Raw genomic sequence first — 24,407 nt, 5'->3', positions numbered from 1 at the left:
CCGATCCTTGAATTACATCACCGGCCTCCGGGGTGTCAGCCAGAAAGGCCGCAAATTCCCCAAGCTGCTCGGTGTTTCGGTTCGCACCTTGCAGGACTGGGAGCAGGGCCGCAGCGAAGCTTCCGATGCCGCGAAAACCCTGCTGCGAATTGCGTCGCAGAATCCAGAGGCGGTCAAGGCGGCTACGTAAGTGAAATCCGTGCTCTGTTCCTTATTGTTTCCGCTGATGCCCAGTCGATTTGCTCAAATAGCCTGCGCAACTTTTCCCCGCGCTCCGGATTGACCTGTCGGAACCAAGCTATACGCCCTTGCAGATGTGAGCGAAAGTCGGGACGTCCATCGCGGTTTTGGCTGGCTGCACCGAATCGTCGACAGTTGGTGAGGATGGCCTTTAGGGTATCGAATTCCTTGCGTGGCAGATTGGGGTGCGCGTTGATCACCAGGCCGGTCAGACGCTGGGTGGTGGCGGCCGAGGCTAGGCGGGTCTTGCGCCAGTTTGGGGTAAATCCCTCTTCGAGAATGATGTCTTGCAGCATGGCCAGAATGCGACGTCCGTGAGCTTGGTTGTCGTCGCAGGAAAAAGCCAGATCATCCACGTAGCGGCTGTAGCGGGCATTACACTCGCGGGCGGCGCCGGCCAGGCGCAGGTCGAGGCGATAGGAGCAAAGGTTGGCCAGCGCTGGCGAGGTCGGTGCGCCTTGTGGCAAATGGCGCTCCATGAATTGCCGCGCCCAGATTTGGCGTTGTCGGCGTTCCTCGGGGCTGGGATATTCCGCCTGAGGAACTTGTTGGAGCAGGTAGGCTGGTGTGGCGTGGGTGGTCAGCCTGGTCAGGTAGCTGGCGGTTGCTACGGGGTAACCCAGACTGCGAAATAGTGCGTGAATGCGCCGGGCGGGAATGCTGACGAAGAAATCGCGCAAGTCCATTTTCAGTAACAGCGGAGCGCCGGCGTGGCGGCGTGCGTTGTCCAGCGTCGACCGGCCTTTCACGCAGCCATGGGCTGCTTCGTGTACCGGCACGTGGTCAAGGATGCCGTGCAGGATGTGGCGCTGGATGGCGCGTAAATTTTCCTTGGGCGCTTCGATTAGACGTGCGCCACCACTGCGCTTGGCAAGCCAACGATAGTGGTAGTGCTTGAATTTCGGCTGCGCTGCCGTGCTGTTCCAGTCGTTGGCAAACCAGTCGAGTTCCCTGGGTGTGATGCCCAGCCAGTCGGCCAGATCGCCGGGCGTGGCGAGCGCCGGGAAGGCCAGCCCGGCCAAGGGCGGCGGCGGTGTGCCCATAACCGGATGAAAGGGGAAATAGCTGCGGACTCTCGGGTGTTGTCCGGGAGTGTCGAAAGCCGCCCGGAAGCGTGGGAAGGCCAGGATGAAGGCAACGATCTGATCGTGCTTGCGGGCTTGCAGGTCCTGACCCAATTCGAAATGCAGGTGCAGGCTTAGCTGCACTAGCCAAGGCCAGGCATGGCCGAGGGCGGCAGTACCTCGCTGGCGCATGCCGGCCGGACTGCGCTCACCGGCGAGAAAGGATCGGGCCAAGGCGACAGCCACTTGGCGCATGGCCTTCTCGGGAAGGTCGGGAGGTTCTGGGCTTTCTGAGAACTCGTCCATGGGTGCCTTGGCGATGCGATGGAATGCGGTGCCCTCTCCAGCCTGTCGTGTGGCGCTTGAGCTGCTCACGCCGCAGGCGTGGGAGGCTCAAGCAATGAATAAGCAAACTACCGAAAAATCCCCGGGGTAACCCCGGAGTGGCCGGGCCTGAATGCAACCCGATACCCACCTGGAGAGGCGCATCGCGACGAGAGGTTAATTCAATGGCATGTATGCGTCAAACTGATGAGAGCACGAACGCGCAATTGTTTGGGTATTCAAGATGTCATCAATGGGAATTTCTGTTCTGACAGAAGTCATAGCTGACTGCTTCACAGACTTGTCCCCATAATGCTGCACCGCAATGGCGGTGAATGCGCTTTTTTGGTGCGGTTCTCCGCTGAGGTCTTATCCATAACCCCAGTAAATCAGGGGTTTATTGTCCTGGCACGGGGCTTGCGAAGTTAGGTCATCACAGCGATTTTCCGCCAACGAGGGTGGGCTGATGGCGATGACGCCATGCGCTGACACAAGCAATCCCCTCAACGACCATTTCAGCGGTCCACCCGGAAAATATTCAACATGGACAAGAAATCATTCCTGCAGGCTGGCCACACGCCGACGCTGCTTGCCGCCTTCCTCTACTTCGATCTGGCTTTCATGGTCTGGGTGCTGCTCGGGCCGCTCGGTATCAGCATTGCCAAGGACCTCGGCCTGTCGCATGCCGAAAAGGGCATGATGGTGGCCACCCCGGTGCTGGCCGGTGCGCTGCTCCGCATCATCATGGGCATCCTGGTTGATCGCCTGTCGCCGAAGAAGGCGGCGATCATCGGTCAGGTCGTGGTTATCGCCACCATGCTCTACGCCTGGCAGATCGGCGTGCATTCCTACGCTGAAGTGCTGGTTCTCGGTCTCTTTCTCGGGGTCGCCGGCGCTTCCTTCGCTGCCGCTCTGCCGCTGGCTTCGCGCTGGTATCCGGCCGAGCATCAGGGCACGGCGATGGGGATTGCCGGGGCCGGCAACTCCGGTACCGCGCTGGCCGCCTTGTTTGCCCCGGGCCTGGCTGCCGCTTTCGGCTGGGTCAATGTCTTCGGCGTCGTGCTGATTCCCTTGGTCATTGTCCTGATCGCCTTCATCTTCATGGCCAAGGATGCCCCGGATGCGCCGCCGCCCAAGACCTTTGCCGAGTACCTGAAGGTGCTCAAGGACAAGGATGCCTGGTGGTTCATGTTCTTCTACTCGGTGACTTTCGGCGGTTTCGTCGGCCTGGCTTCTTCGCTGGTCATCTACTTCAACACCCAGTACGGCCTCGATCCGAAGATGGCGGGTTTCTTCACGGCTGGCTGTGTCTTCGCCGGTTCGCTGGTGCGCCCGATTGGCGGCAACGTGGCTGACCGCATCGGCGGTGTGAAGTCACTGACCGTGATGTACATCTTTGCCGCCATCTTCCTGGCTATCGTCAGCTTCGGTCTGCCACAAGCCTGGATGGCGCTGGCCGCCTTCGTCGGCGCCATGCTGGCGCTCGGCATGGGCAACGGCGCGGTGTTCCAGCTCGTGCCGCAGCGCTTCAAGAAGGAAATCGGCGTGATGACCGGTCTGGTCGGCATGGCCGGTGGCGTCGGTGGCTTCTACCTGGCCTCCAGCCTCGGTTATTCCAAGCAACTGACCGGCAGCTATCAAGCTGGCTTCCTTATCTTTGCCGCGCTCGCCGTGCTCGCCCTGGTCGGCCTGACCGGCGTCAAGACCCGCTGGCGCACGACCTGGGGTGCCAGCCACCTGACGGCAGCGAAAATCTGAGCGGCAGCTGTCAGGAAAGCGCTGACCTATTCAAAAAATGTCATTCCCCCGGCCTCGACACACCCGGGACGCCGCTTGGCGGCTGGCGAGGCGGGAATCCAGAAAAATCAACGAACTGGATCCCCGCCTGCGCGGGGATGGCGAATACTTCAGCGTCTCCTTAGCTGATAGGATCGAGTCGAAGCCTGCCGACTCGATCCTCGATCCTCGATCCTTGATCCTAAAAACATGCCCCTGACTGTCGCCATCGGCTATTCCTCCCTGACCGGCCCGCGCGAGCGGAACGAGGACTTTTGCGGCGTCGCCACGCCGGAAGGTCAGGATCTCGAAAACAAGGGGATCATTGCTGCCGTGGCCGACGGCATCGGCGGCCACAAGGGCGGGCGCGAGGCTTCCGAATACACGGTGCGCGGCCTGCTCTCCGATTATTTTGCAACGCCGGATACCTGGGGCGTGCCGCGCGCCATCGAAACGGTGACGACAGCGCTCAACCGCTGGGTGATTGCCGAGGGCAGCCGCAACGCCGAACTGTCCGGCATGGCGACGACGCTGTCGGTGCTGGTTCTGCGCGGACGGCGTTTCTACACGGCCCACATCGGCGACAGCCGCATCTACCGGCTGAGCGAAGGCCGCCTGCAGCAAATGACGGTGGATCACCTCTGGGAGCACCCGGAGCTGAACAACGTGCTGTCGCGCGCCATCGGCCTCGATCCGCGCGTGCTGCTGGATTTCGCCGACGGCGAACTGGTGCTGAACGACCGTTTTCTGCTCGTTTCCGATGGCGTCTGGGGCGTGCTGCCCGATGCGCTGATGGCCGAGGTGCTGCTCGATCACCCCGAACCGCAGGCTGCGGCGGCGGCCTTGAGCAGTCTGGCGCTGGCCCACGGCGGCCATGACAACGCGAGCGCCGTGGTCGTCGATGTGCTGGCCCTGCCGCCGGCCAATCTGCGCGACAGCCTGGAAAGCGCGGCCAGCCTGCCTTTGCCGCATCGCCTCAAAGTGGGGCATGAGCTGGATGGCCTGATCGTCGAGGCGGTGCTGCACGATTCGCGTGAAACCTTGCTCTATCGCGTGCGCAACCCGCGCAACGGCCAGCTGCTGGTTTTGAAAACCCTGCAACCGGCAATGGAAGGCGATCAGGGCGCCACTGCCGCGCTGCTCATGGAGGAGTGGCGGGCCAAGCGCGTCGTTTCGCCGTTCTTCCCGCAGGTCGTGCCGGCCGAGCAGCGCAGTTGCCTGTATTACCTGATGACCTGGCACGCCGGCGCGACGCTGCAGGCCAGGCTCGATGCCGGCCAGCATTTCCCGGCCGGCGAGGTGGTGCGGCTGGGCATTGCGCTGCTCAGGGCGATTGGCGCCTTGCACCGGCTCGACATCGTGCATCGCGATATCAAGACCGACAACGTCCACCTCGGGCAGGATGGCGTTCTGCGCCTTCTCGATCTCGGCGTCGCCGTCAGCCTGGCCGAGCGCAAGGCCGACGACCCGATCGGCCAGGCCGGCACGCCGTCCTACATGGCGCCGGAACTGTTCGACAGCCCCGAGCCGCAGCCCGGCCACGACCTCTACGCCGCCGGTGTCACGCTCTACCACCTGCTGACGCGCAAATACCCCTACGGCGAAATCGAACCCTTCCAGACGCCAAAATTCGCCGAGCCGATTCGCCCGACCCGCTGGCGCCCGGAAATCCCCGGCTGGCTCGAAAACATCCTGCTCAAGGCGGTCGCCAAGGAGGCCAAGGATCGCTTCGAAACAGCCGAGGAATTCGTGCTGGCGCTCGAACGCGGCGCCAACCGGCCACTCGCCGCGCCCAGCCGGCAACCGCTGGCCCAGCGCAATCCGCTGCAGTTCTGGAAAGGCGTGGCGGCCATCTCGCTTGTTATCAACCTGATTTTGTTGCTGATGCTGTTGCGTTAGGGAAACGCTGATTTATTCGGAAATGTCATTCCCGCGCCCCGTCCCGCCAGGGGACTTGCTTCGCGGCGCAGAAGCACCCTTGGGGTACGCAGGCGGGAAACCAGAAAAATCAACGGACTGGATTCCCGCTTCGCCCGCCGCGAAGCGGAGTCCCGGGTGTGTCGAAGCTGCCGGGAATGACGAATTAATCAGCCCCTCCTTAGTGGAAAAGACTCTTTGGTTTGTCGTTCCCGCGAAAGCGGGAACCCAGTAAATGCGTGACTCCTGGATTCCCGCTTTTGCGGGAATGACGGTTAACTGATCGGCATTGGGCGCGCCGTCAGGCAATTGTCGCCTCGGAATTTTTATCGGCCGCGCGGGGTGAAAAACAGCGTAACCAGCCGAGCCAGCAGGCTGAATGCTTGAAGCGTTCTGGATTTGAATATTCGCCGGCTGGCCGGGGCGCTGTCTCCGGGCAGGGTGATGTCTAGCCTCCATCGGACAGGAGGGCCGCTTGGCGTTTTTCTCAGCCGGGAAAGGCGTGCCGCGACGTCTGTCGTGAGCGGGTCCAGGCATTTGCCAGCGGCGTGGATCAGGATGGGCGTGAAATACCGTTTCGTTCCCAACTGGTCGACTTGCACTGCGCCCGGCAGTTTTTCGCCGCCGCGCAGCGTGAACGTGGCGGACACGACATAACTGCCATGGGCCCCGATCGGGGGCGCTTCGTCGGCCGGGGTGACGAACGATTCGTCCTGGCCGTCGTCGCACTCGTCATCCTGCAGATAACGCCAGACCGGCGTGTGGCGAAGCTTCTCGCTTGTGAGCGTGGCGACGGAAACAGGTGGCGTAAAGCGCATCGGACAGGCATGTCGGCAGTTGAGGTTCGAAGGAAAGCATACTCGATACGCATGCCGGCGTGACGGCGCACGTCGAGGCCGTGGCGATGGCGAATACTTCGGTGTCTCCCTAGCTGTGCCTGGGGGCGGACAGCCATTTGGCCAGGGTTTGGAAGAGGATGTCCGGATCGACCGGCTTGGCGATGAAATCGCTCATGCCGGCTTTGATGCAGCGCTCGCGGTCTTCGTCGAACGCATTGGCGGTCATCGCGATAATCGGCGTCCAGACGCGGTCAGGTATGGTGCGGATGATGGTGGTGGCCTCGATGCCGCCCATTTCCGGCATCTGCATGTCCATCAGGATCAGCGCGTAGTTGGTGCTGGCGGCCTTGGTCACGGCCTGCCGGCCATTTTCGGCGATGTCGACGTGCAGGCCGGTTTCCTTGAGCAGTTCGCAGGCAATCTCCTGGTTCATTGCATCGTCTTCGACGAGCAGGATTCGGGCGCCGGCGTGGTGGCGCCGGATCGATCTTTCCGGCGCCGAGAGCACGGGTGTTTCGTCGCCGATCGTCGTCTGGCCGGCTTCGAGGCGGGCTGTGAACCAGAAGGTGCTGCCAACGCCCACCTGGCTTTCCAGCCCCGTTTCGCCGCCCATCAAGTGGGCGAGGCGCTGGGTGATGGCCAGCCCGAGGCCGGTGCCGCCGTACTTGCGCGTGGTCGAGGCGTCCACCTGTTTGAAGGCCTGGAACAGCCCCTCGCGGCTGTCGGCCGGAATGCCGATGCCGGTATCCTGGACCTCGAAGCGCACAAGCAATTCGTCGCCCTGCCGTTCGAGCAGCCGGGCGCGCAGCGTGATGCCGCCGTGCTCGGTAAATTTGACAGCATTGCTGGCAAAGTTGAGCAGGGCCTGGCGCAGGCGGGTCGGGTCGCCATGCAGGATAGGCGGCACGTCGTCGTAGTCGATGCTTATCGACAGGCCCTTGGCCGTGGCGCTTTCGGCAACGAGCGAGCGGACATGGTCGATGACGGCACTGAGCGGGAAGGGCGTTTGTTCGAGCACCAGCTTGCCGGCCTCGATCTTCGAAATGTCGAGAATGTCGTTGATGATGGAGAGCAGATGCTTGCCGGCTTCCTCGATCTTTTCCAGGCGCTCGGTCTGTTCCGGCTGCAGCGGCGTTTTGCCGAGCAGGTGGGCGTAGCCGAGAATGGCATTCATCGGCGTCCGGATTTCATGGCTCATGTTGGCCAGGAAGGTGCTCTTGGCGGCACTGGCCGCATCGGCCAATTCCTTGGCCTGCTTCATGGCGGTTTCGGCCGCCTTCAGCGGTGAAATGTCGGTGAGGGTGACGATCAGGCCATCGTCGAGCAACTGGCCGCCGATAAGCAGGGTCAGCTCCCGGCCATCCTTGCAGGTGACGCGATATTCAAGGCTGTCGACCTTGCCATCGGTCTGGCTGGCGCGTTCGAGGGCGGATTGCCAGGTGTTCTGGACCCAGGCGCGGTAGGTCGGGTCGGGGTAGGCGTTGCGCCACCAGGCATCGAGGCTGGAAATGTCGCTTTCCTGATAGCCGAACAGGTCCACGAAGCGCCGGTTAACCAGCGTGACTTCATTGTCTCGAACAAAGGAAAGCGCCACCGGTGCGGCATCGAAGATGGCGCGGAAATGCTTGTCCCGCTCGGCCTGGAGGCTTTCTTCCTTGGCCTTGAGCAAAGCCTGCTCGGCTTCCCGGCGCTGGGTGATGTCGCGCGACAGCACCATGACGTGGCAACTGCCATCCGCTTCCGGCGCCTTGCGCGTCGCCGAGAGTTCGAACCAGTGTTTCTTGTCGCCGATCTCCAGGCAGATCGTCCGGCCGTAATCGCTGCCATGTTCGATGGCGCCGCTGATCGCCGCCTTGGCGATGGGCGCGGCGTCGCCGGCCAGTATGTCATCGACCCGTTGGCCGATCAGGTCTTCCTTCGGGCTGGCCAGCAGGGCTTCCTGCTTGGCAAAGATATCGATGTAGCGGCCGTCGGCATCCAGTTCGAAGAGCAGGTCGGGAATCGCCTGCAAGGTGGCCGCCAGGTTTTCCTGAGCTTTTTGCGTGACCTGGTGGGCCTCCTGCAACTTCTGCAAGGTCTGCTTGAGTGTCTCGGTCTTGGCGGCAACTTGTCGGCGCAGCGTCAGGTTCCAGAGCAGCAGCACGGTGCCCAGCAGCAGGGCGACAAGAACGCCCCAGCCGAGATAACGTCCGTAGGCGCCGATATCGAGCGGCGTGCCAAACCATTTCTTGTGCAGGGCGGCTTCTTCATCGGCGCTGATCGCCTGCATGCCCCGTTCGACAACTTGCAGCGTCTCGAGCTTGCCTTTGCTGACCGCACGATGGAACTGGCCTTGATAGAGCTCGAAGGCTTTCAGGAAGCTTTTTTCGGCATCGGCCTTGTAGAGATAGAAATTGGCCGGATGTTCGTCGAGGCAGAACACCTTGATCTCGGCCTGCTGGGCCGCGGCGATCAGCTCGGCGTAATTCCGGTAAACGCGCAGATTGGTGATGCCCTTTTCGGCCAGTTTGTCGATGCACGCGTCACCCGCCTGGACCCCGACCAGAAAGCCGTGCAGCGTCGATACGCCGCTGATGCCGGTGATCGTGGCATGGCTGTAGATGACCACCGGGAGGTTGGCGTAGGGCGATGAAAAATCGTAGAACGCTTCGCGCGGTGGCGTCCGGTAAATCATGTCGATGACATCGGCGCGGCCATCCTTGACCATTTGCTGAGCCTCTGCCCAGTTGGTTGCGGTCAGGCGGACCTTGATGCCGTTCTTCTTTTCCCAGAGCTGCCAGTAGTCGACCAGATAGCCCTCGGGCTCGCCAGCCGAATTGCGGAACAGGTAAGGCGGATAATTGTCGTCGGTGACGACATGCAACACCCGGCCGGCGGTCTTGAATGCATCGGCGTCAGCAGCCTGCGCGGCTGAGCAAGTCATGCCGAGCAGGCAGGCCAGAACGAGCAGCCAGCGCGAAAAATGCAATTGCCAATCTGATGACTTCTGCATCTTTTTTCCCTGTAATTTCCATTATTCAAGCGTTGCTTGATGCTGTTTCATCCTAGCCCAAGGCAGTCCAAAGTGCACCACCCAATCGGCGGATTTTCCTTGCATCTTGCGAGAGCTTTTCCTGGCTTTGCGCGTCTAAGCTTCGGCCTGCGGTTAAGATGTCGCCGCCTTCCCGGCGAGCGCACAGGCCGCCTGACTTTGAAACGGAAAATCTGCCATGACTACAGCTCTCATCCTCTTCGCCCACGGCGCCCGCGACCCGGAATGGGCCAATCCCATGCGCCGCGTCCAGGCCGCTATCCGCCAGCGCATGACGACCGTACCGGTCGAACTGGCTTTTCTCGAATTCATGACCCCGACGCTACCGGAGCGGGCCGTCGAGCTGATCGAGGCGGGGGCCGACAAGATTGTCGTGATGCCGATGTTCGTGGCGCGCGGCGGTCATTTGAAGAAGGAAACGCCGGAGATGATGGAGACGTTGCGGGCAAAGTACCCCCAGGTGGAATTCTCGTTGGGCAATGCCATCGGCGAGCATGAACTGGTGGTTCAGGCCATGGCGACGGCTGCGCTGGAGGTGGCTGGCCTGTAGCTTGCTAGATAGAAACCATGCTTACCGTACTCGTTATTGATGAATCCCGTTCCCGTGCCGGCGAAATCTGCGCCGGGCTTGCGCTTGCCGGTTATCAAGTCGCTGCCATTCTGGCCGGCTCCGAAAACCTGACGGCTGAAGTCGAGCGCCTGCAGCCCGACGTTATCCTGATCGATACCGACAGCCCGAGCCGCGATACCCTCGAAAACCTGGCGGCCATGAACAAGGACATGCCGCGTCCGGTGGTGATCTTCACCCAGGAAGACGGCCAGGAAACCATCCGCGATGCCGTCAAGGCGGGGGTGTCGGCCTATATCGTCGATGGTCTCGATTCCAAGCGGATCAAGCCCATCGTCGAGGTGGCGCGGGCGCGTTTCGAGGATACCCAAGCCTTGCGCCGCGAACTCGATGAGATTTCGAAGAAGCTCTCCGACCGCAAACTGGTCGACAAGGCCAAGGGCGTGCTGATGAAGGCGCGCGGCCTCGACGAGGATGCGGCTTACCACGCCATGCGCAAGCTGGCCATGGAACGCGGCCAGTCGATGGCCAAAGTGGCGCGCGACGTCATCGACATGGCGCGGGTGCTGCTCTAAGGCTGTGCGGTAAATCGGCTTGCTGCACCGCAACAGTGCATGCGTTCCGGGGTGAAAATCCTGAGGCAAGACAAACCAAGTGATTGAAAACAAAGTAGTTATTAATAACTAGTACCAAATAACTAGTGCTGGCACGGCCATTGCAATAGTCCATTCAAAACGCACGGTCAAAGGCGGCCGGGCGAGAGTCGAGCGAAAGCCGATTCATGGACAAGGGCGTCCATCCGCGCTGCCGATTGGCGGTGAGGATGCGACGCCCATTTTGTTTTTCGATTTTAATAATCAAGGAGCAAGCAATGGAAGATAAAAAAGCCGTCGACGCCCGTGCAGCCAGCGTTTCGCGTCGTGAATTTGTTTCAACAGCCTTGGGAGCCTCTCTGATGGCCATGGTCCCCCCCGGCGTTCGCAGCGGTGCCTGGGCCGCTGGTTCCGACGCCCCCGAAAAGAAGGAAGTCCGTATCGGCTTCATCCCGCTCACCGACTGCGCTTCGGTCGTCATGGCCTCGGTCATGAAGTTCGATGAGAAGTACGGCATCAAGATCATCCCGACCAAGGAAGCCTCCTGGGCTTCGGTGCGCGACAAGCTGGTCAACGGCGAACTCGACGCCGCCCACGTGCTCTACGGCCTGATCTACGGCGTCCAGCTGGGCGTCGGCGGGCCGAAGAAGGACATGAACGTGTTGATGAGCCTGAATCACAATGGTCAGGCTATCACGCTGTCGAACCAGCTCAAGGACAAGGGCGCCATCGACGGTGCCGGCCTGGCCAAGCTGGTCGCCAAAAAGGAGCGTGAATACACCTTTGCCCAGACCTTCCCGACCGGCACGCACGCCATGTGGCTCTACTACTGGCTGGCCTCGCAGGGCATCAATCCGATGAAGGACGTCAAGACCATCACCGTGCCGCCCCCGCAGATGGTCGCCAACATGCGCGTCGGCAACATGGACGGCTTCTGCGTCGGCGAGCCGTGGAACAACCGCGCCATCATGGACAACATCGGCTTCACGGCAACGACGACGCAGGACATCTGGACCGATCATCCGGAAAAGGTGCTCGGGACCACCGCCGAATGGGTGCAGAAGAACCCGAACACCGCCCGCGCCGTGGTTGCCGCCATCCTTGATGCCAGCAAGTGGATCGATTCTTCCATCGCCAACAAGCAGAAAACGGCCGAAACGATCGCCAGCAAGTCTTACGTCAATACTGACACCGAGGTCATCGTCGCCCGCATGCTCGGCCGCTACCAGAATGGTCTCGGCAAGAGCTGGGATGACAAGAACTGCATGAAGTTCTTTAACGAAGGCACGGTCAATTTCCCCTACCTCAGCGACGGCATGTGGTTCCTGACCCAGCACAAGCGCTGGGGCTTGTTGAAGAGCCACCCGGACTACCTGGCTGTCGCCAAGCAGGTGAACCGCATCGACATCTACAAGCAGGGGGCGACCGCCGCCGGCGTTGCGCTGCCGAAGAGCGACATGCGCAGCCACAAGCTGATCGACGGGGTGGTGTGGGACGGCAAGGATCCGGCCAAGTACGCCGATGGTTTCAAGGTAAAGGCTTGAGACGAACCCGGCGCCGTCATTCCCGGCTTGACCGGGAATCCAGATGCCTAATCCTGGATTCCCGCTTTTGCGGGAATGACGGTTTACCCAACGCTTAGGAGAGAACCATGAGCGCACTGACGATGAATGTTGAATTCGGGGCAAAAATTCCGGTTGACCGCGCCCATAAGGAAGTCCCCTTGGGGGATGGAATTAAGGAAATCGCCGTCGTAGAAGCGGCTGTTGCTCCCGCCAAGGAAATCAAAATGGAAAAAACCGCAAGCCGGCCGGCTGTCGAGCCAGGCACGCCGTTCGCCGAGAAACTGGCCAACCTTGGCCGCGCCATCCTGCCGCCGGTGTTGGGCATGGTGGTGCTGATCGGCATCTGGTACATCGCCACCATGAAGGGGGGCAGCATTCCCGGCCCGCTGCAAACCTGGGATGCCGCCACCGTGCTGTTCGCCGACCCGTTCTACCGCAACGGCCCGAACGACCAGGGCATCGGCTGGAATGTGCTGTCCTCGCTGCAACGCGTCGGTATCGGCTTTGGTTTCGCAGCGCTGGTCGGCATTCCGCTCGGCTTCATCCTCGGCCGCTCGGCCTTCCTGTCGGCGATGATCAACCCGATCATCAGCCTGCTGCGTCCGGTTTCGCCGCTGGCCTGGCTGCCGATCGGTCTGCTGGTCTTCAAGAAAGCCGATCCGGCCGCCACCTACACCATCTTCATCTGCTCGATCTGGCCGATGATCATGAACACCGCCCAAGGCGTGCAGCGCGTACCGCAGGATTACCTGAACGTCGCCCGCGTGCTGGCGCTGTCCGAGTGGAAAGTGGTCACCAAGATCCTCTTCCCGGCCGTACTGCCCTACATGCTGACCGGTATCCGCCTGTCCATCGGCACAGCATGGCTGGTCATCGTCGCCGCCGAAATGCTGACCGGCGGCGTCGGCATCGGCTTCTGGGTGTGGGATGAGTGGAACAACCTGAAGGTCGAGCACATCATCATCGCCATCTTCGTCATCGGCATCGTCGGCCTGATACTCGAACAGGCGCTGATCCTGCTGGCCAAGAAGCTGACCAAAGAATCGTCTTAAGGAGTGCAGATCATGGAAAAATTCGTCCAAATCGAGCGTGTCGGCCAGACCTTCGACACCAAGAAGGGCAAGTTCGTCGCCCTGCGCGACATCGACCTGACCATCAAGCAGGGGGAGTTCATCGCACTGATCGGCCACTCCGGTTGCGGCAAATCGACCTTGCTCAACCTGATCGCCGGCCTGACCAAGCCAACCACCGGCGTGCTGCTCTGCGACGGTCGTGAAATCGCCGGCCCAGGTCCGGAACGGGCGGTGGTTTTCCAGAACCACAGCCTGCTGCCCTGGCTGACCTGTTTCGAGAACGTCTATCTCGCCGTCGAACGCGTGTTTGGCGAGAAGGAGGGCAAGGCCAAATTGAAGGAGCGCACCGCCGCCGCCATCAACCTGGTCGGACTCGATCACGCCAGCGCCAAGTATCCGCACGAAATCTCCGGCGGCATGAAGCAGCGCGTCGGCATCGCCCGCGCCTTGTCGATGCAGCCCAAGGTCTTGCTGATGGACGAGCCTTTCGGCGCGCTGGATGCCCTGACCCGGGCCAAACTGCAGGACGAACTGATGAAAATTTGCGAGGCGACCAAGGCGACGACCGTCATGGTCACCCACGATGTGGACGAGGCCGTGCTGCTCTCGGACAAGATCGTGATGATGACCAACGGCCCGGCGGCGACCATCGGCGAAGTGCTGCAGGTCAATCTGCCGCGCCCGCGCGATCGCCTGACGCTGGCCCATGATCCGGCCTATATCGATTACCGCGCTGCGGTGCTCGAATTCCTTTACGAAAAGCAGGCGCATGTCGAAAAGATAGCGGCCTGATCCCGCGCTAATCTCCACCATCGTCGCTGCCCTCCTGTCAGCGATTTTTGCCCGCCAGCGCAATCTGGCGGGCATTTTTCTTGATGCAGGTCCTTTGCATTTCCGGGGGGGCGCGGCTAAGGTTCAAGGTTTCGTCATGGAATGACCTGGATGTTGGCCTTCTCCGGCAAACTCTCGCACAAAATCATTGGCATGCTGGTCGTCTTCTTCCTTGTCGCGACCTCGGCCATTGGTCTGACCCTGCTCATTTCCTGGCAGCTGGAAGGGGTTGCTGCGGCGATCAACGACGCCGGTAGCCAGCGCATGCGGACTTACCGCATCGGCCACCTGATGGCCCGGGGGCTGGAAGCCAGGGCGCAGGAGCCGACGGTCGGTGCCGCGCTGGAGGAAGAGCTCAAGCACTTCGACAAGGTGCTGCGCGATTTGCAACTGGGTGACCCGATACGCCCCCTGTCGCCGCCGCGCAATTACGAAGTTCAGGATCGCCTGTCCGATGTCGGCAAGGCCTGGCAGGCCAAGGTTCGCCCCCTGGTGTCGCGCTATCTGGCCGGCGCTCGGGCCGAACGGGAAAATGCGGCGGATGGCTTTGCTGCCGAGATCGAACCCTTCGTCAGCAACATCAACGAACTGGTGCTGGCCATGGAGCGCAGCTACGCCTACGACACCAACCTGCTGCGCAGCGTCCAGGTGGCGCTGGTCTTTCTGGCCATCCTGGGCACGGTGCTCCTGATCCGCTATTTCAGCCGCCTGGTGATTCGTCCGGTGGGCGTTTTGCACGCCGGCATGCAAAGGATGACCGGCAACGATCTGACGGTGCGTGTGCCAGTCGCCAGCGACGACGAACTGGGCGGGCTGGCGGCAGGCTTCAACCAGATGGCCGAGCATCTGGAGACGGCCTACGGCACGCTGGAGCACCGCGTCGAAGCAGAAACCCGCCGCCTGGCGCAGCGCAATCGGGAATTGGGGATTCTCTATGAGATGACCTCACTCCTGAGCGAGCCGGCGCCGCTGGAGGCCCTGTGCGAGGACTTTCTCGACCGCATCAAGACGAAGCTGGGTGCGGACGCCGGCGCCGTGCGCCTGTATCTGCCGCAGACTGAAAAACTGTACCTGATGACCCACGATGGTCTGTCTGATGAGTTTGTCGCCAACGAGGGCGAGATCAATTGCGGCGATTGCCTCTGCGGGGACGTCTTCCAGAGCTCCCGGCCGGCCGCCTTTGCCACGATCAATCCGCCCGAGAGCATGCGGCTACGGACCTGTATCCGCGAAGGCTTCGCCACCGCAACGGCTTTCAGCATCCTGTGCGACAAGCAGCGTCTGGGCGTCTATAACCTCTATTTCCGCCAGCCGCAGGCCTTGTCAGAGCAGGAAATGCATCTGCTCGAAACGCTGGGGCATCACCTTGGCGTGGCCATCGAGAATCAGCGCCTCAAATCCCGCGAGAAGGAACTGGCGGTTTCCGAAGAACGCAACCTGCTGGCGCAGGAATTGCACGATTCGATTGCTCAGGGCCTGGCCTTTCTCAATATCCAGGTGCAACTGCTGCAGGATTCGCTGCGCAAGGGCAGAGCCGAGGAGGCCATGCAAACGGCTGGCCAGTTGCGCGAGGGCGTGCAGGAAAGTTATGACGATGTCCGCGAGCTGCTGGTTCATTTTCGGACCCGCGTGCATCAATCCGACCTCGATTCAGCCATCAATGCAGCGCTGGAAAAGTTCGAGGGGCAGACCGGCATCAAGACCGAGTTCGACCGCCTTGGGCCGACCGTGCCGATGCCGCCGACCGACGAAATCCAGGTCATGCACATCGTCCAGGAATCGCTGTCCAATATCCGCAAGCACGCCAAGGCAAGCCATGTGCGGGTGGTGGTCAATCAGGACATGGCGCAGAGCCGGATCACCATTCAGGATGACGGGGTCGGCTTCGATCCGCAGAACGACCCCAATTGCCAGTCGGACCGCCACGTCGGCCTGCAGATCATGCGTGAACGGGCACACCGCATCGGGGGCGAATGTCGGATAACATCCAAACCGGGCGAGGGGGCTTGTGTCACCCTCAACCTGCCGAAAGAAAATAGGGAGACCGTCTGAAATGAGCGAAAAAATCCGGGTATTGCTGGTCGATGATCACACCTTGTTTCGCAGTGGCATCAAGTCGCTGCTGCAGCGCAACGAGGACTTCGAAGTGGTGGGTGAGGCCGGCGACGGGCTGGAGGGGATCAAGCGTGTCCGCTCGCTGAAGCCCGATGTGGCCCTGCTCGACCTGCACATGCCCGGTGTTTCCGGGCTGGAGGCCGTCAAAGTGATCGCCGAGGAAATGCCGGAAGTCCGCGTCCTGATGCTCACCGTCTCGGAGGATGCGCAGGATCTGATGGATGCCTTGCGGGCCGGCGCCAGCGGCTACCTGCTGAAGAACATCGAAACCGACACGCTGATCGATGCCATTCGGCGGGCAGCGCAGGGCGAGTCGATCGTTTCGCAGCAAATGACGGCAAAACTGATTCAGGGTGTCCGCAACCCGCCGCGGAACGAAGCAGCGGCCACCGAACGGGACCGCTTCTCGCCGCGCGAGCGCGACATCCTGGCCTCACTGGCGCTGGGCGAGAGCAACAAGGAAATCGCCCGCAAACTCGATCTGGCCGAAAGCACCGTCAAGATTCATGTGCAGAACATCTTCAAGAAGCTGAACATGAGCAGCCGCGTCCAAGTTGCGCTATACGCCGTCGAGAACGGTTACGGGCAGGGGCGACACAGCTAGCCTGCCAGTACGCCGCTCACATCAGTGCACGCTTGGCAACGGATGTGATCGCTGCAGATGCTCGTAGGCCGCCGCCAGTTCCTTGACGTGTTCGATCCGTCCGGCCTCGATGGCATGTTGGATGTTTTCGAGAAACATCACATGCAACTGGCAAACCCCCTCGGGGGTGCACAACAAGGATTCACTCATCTCGGCGGCAATGGTCATCGGAATGTGCTCGTGTTCCGCAATTGCCTCGATTTCACCGCGATCAAGGTCGCAATAGTCCAAAACATCTTGTATCGACAACATCGGATCCTCCTTCGATTGGAAAAATAGGAGTCAGGTCATGATTGCCTGCTGTTTATTTTTCTTCGATCCGCCTTGTCATCGTTATGGGTGGGGGACAATCTGTTTTTAGTTCAAAAAACAGAAAAATCAAGAAATACACGCAATCAGATGCGGAGATGCCCATCTGGCAAGGGATACGAGAACTGTATCCGGCTGATGGTCGGTAACAGGTCGAGCCGGGTCTCTTTTTTCAGTTGCGTGGCTCGGGCCCGCATGTCGTCGAGCGAGACATCGACCGGATTGCCGCCGGTCGCGAAGGCGATGGTGTTGCCGCTGTCGCACGAGGGGAAAACGGCGACTCGCCCATCGAAGGCACTACGGATGCGTTCGACACTCCCCTGAAACCCCTTGTTCCAGCCAAGCAGGTTAAAGCCGCACAGACCGTCGTCACTCAGTCGGCTGCGACAGGCCTGGTAGAACGGTTCCGTATCCAGCACCCCGGCCCGTCCTTCCGGATCGTAGCCGTCAATCAGGATCAGGTCGAAGCGGCGGTCGCCGCCCAGCATGTAGTCGGCACCACAACCGATCGTGACATCCAGGCGGCGCGGGTCGTCCGGCAGCTTGAAGTACTGCCGGGCAATGAATTCCACCTGCGGATTGATTTCGACGATGGTCATCCGGCACTCGGGCAAGTAACGGTAGATGTACTTGGCCAGCGAACCGGCGCCGAGCCCGATCAACAGCGCCTGGCGCGGCCAGTGCGGCTGCTGGCGGAGCAGGAGCCCGGCCATCATTTCGCGGGTGTAAGCCAGTTCCAGCGACCACGGGCGGGCAATGCGCATGGCGCCCTGGATCCAGTCGGAGCCGAAGTGCAGATGGCGCACGCCTGCTTCTTCGCTGATATCGACCGAGTGCTGAGGGGTTTGTCTTTTGGGTCGCATGGCTCTATGCCGACAGGCCAAGGGAGGTGGCGTCCCCACCCGGAATCGAACCAGGAACTGCTCCTTAGGAGGGAGCCGTTATATCCATTTAACTATGGAGACGCGCCGGAGGTCCGCATTGTACTGGCGGAGGCAGCGTTATGATAGATTTCGAAAGGCGAATATAAATACAGAGGAGAAAATTGCCATGGTCAGTGGTTTCGCACGGCGTCCAATCGCTCAACAACTAATCTTGGCGACCATTGCGGCATTGGTCGTCGTCTTTTCGGTGATGACCCTGATCGTTCAGCAGAAGGCTGACAATGCCGCGATTGCGGTGGCCGAGGCCAATCTGGCGCATGAGGCCAAGCTGATGGCGAGCATGCTCGATTCGCTTTTTGAATCCGTAAAAGAGCGCGGCGACGACGAATCGCGCTTCTTCCTGAAGTACCTGGCCATTCAACCCGAGCCTGGCAGCGGTCTGGTCAAGACTGGCGATGTGGATCTTCCTGCCGTCAAGCTGGGCAACGAAGTCCTGAATGGCAACGATCGGCAACTGAAGGCCTTTCGTGAGCTGACCGGGAGCGATGCCGCCTTTCTGATTGTCCGCGACAACAAGGTTTATCGCCTGGCTACCCTGCTCAAGGATAAGGAAGGCAAGGCCATGAATGGTGTGCCCCTGCCCGATGGCGATCCGGTGGCCAAGGCGCTGCTGGCTGGTCAGGATTACCAGGGGCTGGCGATCCGGGGCGGCAAATACAACTTCAGTACCGTCAAATTCCTGAAGAGCGCGGATGGCAAGCCATGGCTGGCCTATTCGGTGCGTATCTCCCTGGACAAGGAGATGAAGCGTATTCGCGACCAGTTCGGCAAAATCGTCGCCGGCAAGACCGGCTATGTTTACATCGTCCGCCCGACCGACGAGAAGGGGATAGGCGAGTTCGTCATGCACCCGAAGTTCCAGGAGCAACAGATCGGCCAGATCGATTTGCCCGAAGCTACGCGGACCATACTGCGTCAGATACTGGAGCGGAAAGATGGGCTTTTCCGGTATTCGATGGCCGATGGCAACAATGCGTCGCGGGAAAAAATCATCTATGCCGCCACCTCCCCGGCCTGGGGATGGACCGTTGGCACCGGCAGCTGGCTGGACGAATATCTTGAGGAAAGCCATGCCCTGCGCAATCTGCTGATCCTTGTCAGCATCGTGGCCGCCCTGGTGCTGGCGACGATGGTCTATCTGCTGGTCAGTATCCGCCTGCGTTCGCTGGGACAGATGGTTCAGGAGGTCGAACGCATCAGCCAGGGGGATTTGCGGGCCGTGGTGCAGGGGGCGGTGCCGGGTAGTCGCAATGAGGTTCATGTCATCGCCCAGGCTTTCAACCAGATGGCGGAAAGCATGCGCAGCCTGGTGCGTGGCGTTTCGTCGTCGTCTTCGCAGGTGGCGGTCGCGGCCAACGAGTTGCAGGATGCCGCCAATTCGGCGCTCACCGCGTCCGAGCAGGCCTCTGTTTCGGCATCGGGCATCGCTGCGTCGGTCGAGGAATTGTCGGTCAGCATCACGCATGTGGCCGACAATGCCAACCAGGCGGCCCAGATTTCTGAAGATGCCAAAGGAGTCACCGGCTCGGGACGCGAGGTGGTCTATCGCGCCATGACTGAACTGGAGCGTGTGGCAGGCGACATCAACGAATCGGCAGCCCTGATCCAGTCGCTTGGCGAACGCTCGAAGCAGATTTCCAGTGTCGTTGGCGTCATTCGCGAGATCGCCGACCAGACCAATCTGCTGGCCCTCAACGCTGCCATCGAGGCGGCCCGGGCTGGTGAGCAGGGGCGCGGTTTCGCCGTTGTGGCCGATGAAGTGCGCAAGCTGGCCGAGCGGACCTCATTGTCGACCCAGGAAATTTCGACCACCGTCCACGCCATCCTGGAAGAGACCGGGCGGGCCGTTCAGCGGATGCAGGACGTCAGCACCAACATGAGCGGTAGCGTCGGCATGGCGCGGCAGGCGGGAGATTCGCTGGAGATTATCGATCAGCGGGCGCAGCAGACCGTCGAAGTGGTGCACGGGATTGCCGACAGTACGCGCGAGCAGAGTTCGGCCAGCCAGGAGATTGCCCGTTTGGTCGAAAACATCGCCCAGGCCGCCGAAGGCAGCAACAGCCGCGCGATGCGCAACAGCGAGCGAGCGCAGAATCTGCAGCGTCTGGCGGCCGATCTGCAGGCGCAGTTGGCTCGCTTTACCACCTGATTGCCCGGCAAGCGGCTAAAATTCGTTTCTTCCCAACACGGCGCCTTGCGGGGCGCCGTTTTCATTGCGACCAATGCCCTACCTAAAACTCTCCTCTGCCTGCCTTGCCTACGGCCATGTGCCGCTTCTCGATCACGCCGATTTCCTGCTCGATCCGGGTGAAAGGGTGGCCCTGATCGGTCGTAACGGCACCGGCAAATCCTCTTTGCTCGCCGCAATGGCGGCCGGTAGCGGGCGCGGGCGGCTGGACGACGGCGAAGTCTGGGCGCAGCCCGGCATTCGCGTCGGCTACGTGCCGCAGGAACCGCCTTTCGACGCCGAATCGACGGTCTTCGAGGCGGTGATTTCCGGCATGGGCGAAAACGCGACCCTGCTGGCGGAATACCACGAGGTCTCGCACCAGCTGGGCGAGCCGGATGCCGACCACGACACCCTGCTCAACCGCATGTCGGAACTGCAGCACGAACTCGAGGCGCGCGGCGCCTGGGCCTACGAGGCGCAGGCCGAGCGCGTCATCGAGCGTTTCGGGCTGGACCCGGACGCCAGGGTTGGCAGCCTGTCCGGCGGTCAGAAGAAGCGTCTGGCCCTGGCCCAGGCCCTGGCGGTCGCGCCCGAGGTGCTGCTGCTCGACGAACCGACCAACCACCTCGACATCGCCGCCATCGAATGGCTGGAAAACCTGCTGATCGAATCGGGCGTCACGCTGTTTTTCATCACCCACGACCGCTCCTTTCTCGACCGCGTGTGCACCCGCATCGTCGAACTCGATCGCGGCAAGCTGGCCAGTTTTCCCGGTAGCTTCAAGGAATACCAACTGCGCAAAGAGGCGCAACTGCACGAGGAAGGCCTGGCCAACGCGCGGGCCGACAAGCTGCTCAAGGAAGAAGAAATCTGGATTCGCAAGGGCGTCGAAGCGCGGCGGACGCGCGCCGTATTCCGTGTCCAGCGGCTCGATCAACTGCGGGCTGAGCGTCAGGCGCGGCGCGAGCGGATGGGCAAGGTCAATCTGCAACTCGATTCCGGCGACAAGAGCGGCAAACTGGTGGCCGAGCTGGAGCATGTCTTCAAGTCCTACGGTGAAAAGCCGATCGTTCGCGATTTTTCAACCCGCATCCAGCGCGGCGACAAGATCGGCCTGATCGGCCCCAACGGCGCCGGCAAGACGACGCTGCTGCGTTTGATTCTCGACGAAATCAAGCCGGATTCCGGCATCGTGCGCCAGGGCACGAAAATGGATATCGCCTATTTCGACCAGTTCCGCACCCAGCTCGACCCGAATTCGACGCTGGCCGACGTTATTTCGCCGGGCTCGGACTGGGTTGATATCGGCGGCGCCCGCAAGCACGTGATCGGTTACCTCGAAGACTTCCTGTTCGCGCCGGAGCGCGCCCGGTCACCGGTCAGTTCGCTCTCCGGCGGTGAGCGCAACCGGCTGCTGCTGGCCCGCCTGTTTGCCAAGCCGGCCAACGTGCTGGTGCTCGACGAGCCGACCAACGACCTCGACATCGAAACCCTGGAACTGCTCGAAGAGCTGCTGCAGACCTACGAAGGCACGCTGTTCCTGGTCAGCCATGACCGGACTTTCATCGACAACGTGGTCACCCAGACCATCGCCGCCGAAGGCGACGGCGTCTGGAAGGAATACGCCGGCGGCTACACCGACTGGGCGACCTACAAGGCCAGCGTGGCCAAAGAAACGCCGAAGGCCAAGGCGGAAGCCAAGCCCGCCGCCAAGGCAGCCGCCAAGGCAGCCGAGCCCGTCAAGGCCGTCGAACCGGCCAAGCCGAAAGGCGAAAAACTGTCGTGGAAAGAACAGCGTGAGCTGGAAGAGCTGCCCGGCAAGATCGCCGGCCTGGAAGCCGAGCAGGCCGAACTGGGCAAGCGTCTCGCCGATGCTTCGCTCTACCAAAGCGATCCGGCTGCCGCGCAAAAGGTCTCCGAGCGGCTGGCCGCGATTGACGACGAATTGATGGTGCTGCTCGAACGCTGGGAAGGGCTCGAAGCACGCGCCGGGAACCCGGTGTAAGTCTGGTGCTCCAACAGGCTCATTCGAGGAAGTGGACATGAACGCAAGCAATGCCTCCTGGCGCACCCCGCTGGTCATCCTGACCATCGGCTGCATCATCCTGACCCTGTCGATGGGGGTTCGCCATACGGCGGGACTCTTCCTGCAGCCGATGACGACCGATCATGGCTGGAGCCGCGAAACCTACTCCTTCGCCTTCGCCATCCAGAATCTGGTCTGGGGGCTGGCCTCGCCCTTTGCCGGAGCCATTGCCGACCGCCATGGCGCGGGGCGTACGGTGGTTGGTGCGGCAGTGCTCTATGTGATCGGCCTGGTCCTGATGTCGCAGGCCGGCACGCCGCTCAGCCTTGATCTTTCGGCCGGCGTCCTGATCGGCCTTGGCCTGTCGGGAACGACCTTCGCCGTGATCATGGGCGTCATCGGGCGGCACACGACACCGGAAAAGCGCAGTCTCGCGCTTGGTATCGCCAGTGCTGGCGGTTCGCTCGGCCAGTTCGCCGTGCTGCCGATCGGGCAGATGCTGATCTCCACCTATGGCTGGCAGAGCGCCCTGGTGTTGCTGGCTTGCGGCGTCGGGCTGATTGCGCCGCTGGCCTACGCCATGGCCGATGGCCACAAGCCCTCCGCCGGCGCCGGGCAGTCGGTGGCCGAGGCGCTGCGCGAAGCAAGCGGCGAGCGCAGTTTTCATTACCTGTTCTGGGGCTACTTTGTCTGCGGCTTCCAGACGGCCTTCATCATGCTGCACCTGCCGTCCTATCTGGTCGATTCAGGCATGTCGGCCAATGTCGGCATGACAGCCGTGGCGCTGATCGGCCTGTTCAACATCTTCGGCTCGTTCATTTTCGGCTGGGGGGGCGGGCGATCAAGCAAGAAAAATCTGCTGGTGCTGATCTACGGGCTGCGTGCCGTGGCGATCCTGATTTTCATGCTGGTGCCGCTGACGACGGCCGTCGCGTGGGCGTTTGCGGCGGTGATCGGCCTGCTCTGGCTGGGCACGGTGCCGCTGACCAATGGCCTGATCGCCCAGATATTCGGGCTGCGCTACATGTCGATGCTTACTGGCGTGGTCTTCCTTGGCCACCAGTTGGGCAGCTTTCTGGGGGCCTGGCTGGGCGGGCGGATCTTTGACGAGACCGGCTCCTACTCGCTGGCCTGGTCGCTGTCGATCGGACTGTCGGTGCTGGCGACCCTGTGTTCTTGGCCGATCAACGAAAAACCGCTGGTCCGTCAGGGGGCTGCCGCTTGAAGCCGCAGTGGCGCTGGTTTCTCGGCGGGGTCGGTGTGGCGCTGGCGGTCCTGCTGCTGGCGCTGATTTTCATGGCCTATCAGTCCCCTGAATTACTGCTCGACTGGGCCAATCTGCGCTACTGCGGTTAGCGCGATCAGGCGGTGGGGTATGCCAATCCGCCGGATTCGTGGCGGATGATCAGTCGGCGTCCTGGCCGTCGGCCTCGCGGGCCGGCATCGGCTCAAGGCCGAGGCGCTGGCGGACGGCCTCAGGCGTGATGTTCAGCAACTGGCCGATATCCGTGTAATCGTCGGGCAGTGCCGGGTCGTTCCAGCCATGCGACGAATGTCGCGCCAGGCGGACAGCCAGGGTGGCATTCTTGACCCGCGGGTTCTCGGCGTGCTCGTCGTCGATCAGTCGCTGCAGCAATTCCGGCAGGTGCCAGGCGCGACAGAGTTCCAGCTGGATTTCGAAGAAGGTGAAACCCAGGGTGTTTTTCTGGGCGTCGGCACTGCGCATCGTCGGATGGGCTTTTTGCTGTTCGAGAATTTTCAGGCCGAGTGGGGGGGCGGAACACCACACCAGGATTTCGGCCAGATCGTGCAGCAGCGCAGCAATGCGCACCTCTTCCATATTGATGTCGTGGCGCCAGATGGCCCATTCCTGCGCGTAGTCGGCAGCGCGCTGGGCACGGCGGATAATCTGCAGGACGCCGAGCAGCGCTTGCGGACCAGCCCCCTTGAGTTGATCTTCAATCGTGAATAACTCATCGAAGTGCCGGAAGAAGGGTTCGATGCCGGCCATCATCACGGCGCTGGCGATGGTCGTGATATCCCGCTGCAAGGCGCGGCCATGCATTGGCTGGATATAGGCCAGCACCCGTACCGTCATGATCGGATCCTGCAGGATCAGCCGGGCCAGTTCGCGGGCATCGACGCGGTCGAGATCGGCGCGCATTTCTTCGATTCGCCGCTTGGTAACCCGCAGGACAGGCAGACCGTTATTGCTGAACAGCAGGGTCCAGGATTCGATATCCGGCAGCGGGTGGTCGAGCATGTGTGTATTGGCCCTTGAAATTATTTTTGAATCAAGCTCAGGGAGTTTAAGGGGGCGGGCGGTGCCGGGCAAGGGTAGGGGCATGCGATAATCGCCAAAGCTCAAACATTCCCTTT

At 61.5% G+C, this 24,407-nt stretch carries 20 protein-coding genes and 1 tRNA gene; 14 read left to right on the top strand and 7 right to left on the bottom strand.

Annotated elements, in window-relative coordinates; translation table 11 throughout:
- Positions 1–7 precede the first annotated feature (7 nt).
- Positions 8–190: a helix-turn-helix domain-containing protein gene (locus tag KI617_RS15260; RefSeq protein ID WP_226447689.1), complete on the top strand. Its 183-nt coding sequence runs from the start codon at positions 8–10 to the stop codon at positions 188–190.
- Here KI617_RS15260 and KI617_RS15255 read toward each other — a convergent pair.
- On the bottom strand, positions 183–1,679 hold the full coding sequence (locus tag KI617_RS15255; protein ID WP_226447687.1) for a reverse transcriptase family protein: 1,497 nt from the start codon (positions 1,677–1,679) through the stop codon (positions 183–185). The two genes, KI617_RS15260 and KI617_RS15255, sit on opposite strands and share 8 nt — an antisense overlap.
- A 492-nt stretch (positions 1,680–2,171) precedes the next feature.
- Here KI617_RS15255 and KI617_RS15250 point away from each other — a divergent pair, with 492 nt between their 5' ends.
- The gene (locus tag KI617_RS15250) at positions 2,172–3,386 is read left to right on the top strand and encodes a nitrate/nitrite transporter (RefSeq protein ID WP_226447685.1); all 1,215 of its coding nucleotides are present in this window, start codon (positions 2,172–2,174) and stop codon (positions 3,384–3,386) included.
- 228 nt (positions 3,387–3,614) lie between these two features.
- The gene (locus KI617_RS15245; RefSeq protein ID WP_226447683.1) at positions 3,615–5,303 is read left to right on the top strand and encodes a bifunctional protein-serine/threonine kinase/phosphatase; all 1,689 of its coding nucleotides are present in this window, start codon (positions 3,615–3,617) and stop codon (positions 5,301–5,303) included.
- 344 nt (positions 5,304–5,647) lie between these two features.
- Here the strand turns inward: KI617_RS15245 and KI617_RS15240 are convergent, their stop codons facing one another.
- On the bottom strand, positions 5,648–6,139 hold the full coding sequence (locus KI617_RS15240) for a hypothetical protein (RefSeq protein WP_226447681.1): 492 nt from the start codon (positions 6,137–6,139) through the stop codon (positions 5,648–5,650).
- A 109-nt stretch (positions 6,140–6,248) separates the two neighbouring features.
- Positions 6,249–9,152 carry a response regulator gene (locus KI617_RS15235; protein ID WP_226447679.1) on the bottom strand — a complete coding sequence of 968 codons (2,904 nt, stop codon included), beginning with the start codon at positions 9,150–9,152 and terminating at the stop codon, positions 6,249–6,251.
- Between the two features lie 217 nt (positions 9,153–9,369).
- Between KI617_RS15235 and KI617_RS15230 the strand changes: the two genes are divergently transcribed.
- The 7 genes from KI617_RS15230 (at position 9,370) to KI617_RS15200 (ending at position 16,540) form a co-directional block, all read left to right on the top strand.
- On the top strand, positions 9,370–9,741 hold the full coding sequence (locus KI617_RS15230; RefSeq protein WP_226447678.1) for a sirohydrochlorin chelatase: 372 nt from the start codon (positions 9,370–9,372) through the stop codon (positions 9,739–9,741).
- Between the two features lie 17 nt (positions 9,742–9,758).
- Positions 9,759–10,334, top strand: a complete 576-nt coding sequence (locus tag KI617_RS15225; protein WP_226447676.1) for an ANTAR domain-containing response regulator — start codon at positions 9,759–9,761, stop codon at positions 10,332–10,334.
- Between the two features lie 296 nt (positions 10,335–10,630).
- The gene (locus tag KI617_RS15220; RefSeq protein ID WP_226447674.1) at positions 10,631–11,896 is read left to right on the top strand and encodes a CmpA/NrtA family ABC transporter substrate-binding protein; all 1,266 of its coding nucleotides are present in this window, start codon (positions 10,631–10,633) and stop codon (positions 11,894–11,896) included.
- 107 nt (positions 11,897–12,003) lie between these two features.
- Positions 12,004–12,969: a nitrate ABC transporter permease gene (gene ntrB / locus KI617_RS15215; RefSeq protein ID WP_226447672.1), complete on the top strand. Its 966-nt coding sequence runs from the start codon at positions 12,004–12,006 to the stop codon at positions 12,967–12,969.
- A 12-nt stretch (positions 12,970–12,981) separates the two neighbouring features.
- Positions 12,982–13,782: an ABC transporter ATP-binding protein gene (locus KI617_RS15210; RefSeq protein ID WP_226447670.1), complete on the top strand. Its 801-nt coding sequence runs from the start codon at positions 12,982–12,984 to the stop codon at positions 13,780–13,782.
- Positions 13,783–13,923: 141 nt separating this feature from the next.
- Complete coding sequence (locus tag KI617_RS15205) at positions 13,924–15,873, top strand: type IV pili methyl-accepting chemotaxis transducer N-terminal domain-containing protein (protein WP_226447668.1); 1,950 nt, start codon at positions 13,924–13,926, stop codon at positions 15,871–15,873.
- Position 15,874: 1 nt separating this feature from the next.
- A complete protein-coding gene (locus tag KI617_RS15200) occupies positions 15,875–16,540 on the top strand; it encodes a response regulator (protein ID WP_226447666.1) in 666 nt (221 codons plus the stop codon).
- Positions 16,541–16,561: 21 nt separating this feature from the next.
- On the opposite strand, the gene KI617_RS15195 is transcribed toward KI617_RS15200, so the two are convergent.
- The 3 genes from KI617_RS15195 to KI617_RS15185 form a co-directional block, all read right to left on the bottom strand.
- Complete coding sequence (locus KI617_RS15195; protein WP_226447664.1) at positions 16,562–16,831, bottom strand: hypothetical protein; 270 nt, start codon at positions 16,829–16,831, stop codon at positions 16,562–16,564.
- 143 nt (positions 16,832–16,974) lie between these two features.
- Positions 16,975–17,751: a spermine/spermidine synthase domain-containing protein gene (locus KI617_RS15190; RefSeq protein WP_226447662.1), complete on the bottom strand. Its 777-nt coding sequence runs from the start codon at positions 17,749–17,751 to the stop codon at positions 16,975–16,977.
- Between the two features lie 27 nt (positions 17,752–17,778).
- A tRNA-Arg gene (locus KI617_RS15185) sits at positions 17,779–17,853 on the bottom strand.
- 130 nt (positions 17,854–17,983) lie between these two features.
- Here KI617_RS15185 and KI617_RS15180 point away from each other — a divergent pair.
- The 4 genes from KI617_RS15180 to KI617_RS20410 all read left to right on the top strand — a co-directional run bounded on the left by KI617_RS15180 (position 17,984) and on the right by KI617_RS20410 (position 23,384).
- A complete protein-coding gene (locus tag KI617_RS15180) occupies positions 17,984–19,981 on the top strand; it encodes a methyl-accepting chemotaxis protein (protein ID WP_226452034.1) in 1,998 nt (665 codons plus the stop codon).
- 73 nt (positions 19,982–20,054) lie between these two features.
- The gene (locus KI617_RS15175) at positions 20,055–22,007 is read left to right on the top strand and encodes an ATP-binding cassette domain-containing protein (RefSeq protein ID WP_226447658.1); all 1,953 of its coding nucleotides are present in this window, start codon (positions 20,055–20,057) and stop codon (positions 22,005–22,007) included.
- Between the two features lie 37 nt (positions 22,008–22,044).
- Positions 22,045–23,253, top strand: a complete 1,209-nt coding sequence (locus KI617_RS15170; RefSeq protein ID WP_226447656.1) for an MFS transporter — start codon at positions 22,045–22,047, stop codon at positions 23,251–23,253.
- A complete protein-coding gene (locus KI617_RS20410; protein WP_264180019.1) occupies positions 23,250–23,384 on the top strand; it encodes a hypothetical protein in 135 nt (44 codons plus the stop codon). Before KI617_RS15170 ends, KI617_RS20410 begins: the two co-directional genes overlap by 4 nt.
- 49 nt (positions 23,385–23,433) lie before the next feature.
- Here the strand turns inward: KI617_RS20410 and KI617_RS15165 are convergent, their stop codons facing one another.
- Entirely contained in the window at positions 23,434–24,291 is an 858-nt protein-coding gene (locus tag KI617_RS15165) for an HDOD domain-containing protein (RefSeq protein ID WP_226447654.1), read from the bottom strand.
- Positions 24,292–24,407 lie beyond the last annotated feature (116 nt).

Origin of the sequence: Ferribacterium limneticum (genome assembly GCF_020510625.1) — a bacterium.
Classification (GTDB): Bacteria; Pseudomonadota; Gammaproteobacteria; order Burkholderiales; family Rhodocyclaceae; genus Azonexus; species Azonexus limneticus_A.
Note: the sequence above shows the minus strand (reverse complement) of the source record. Positions and strands in the feature narration are given on the sequence as shown.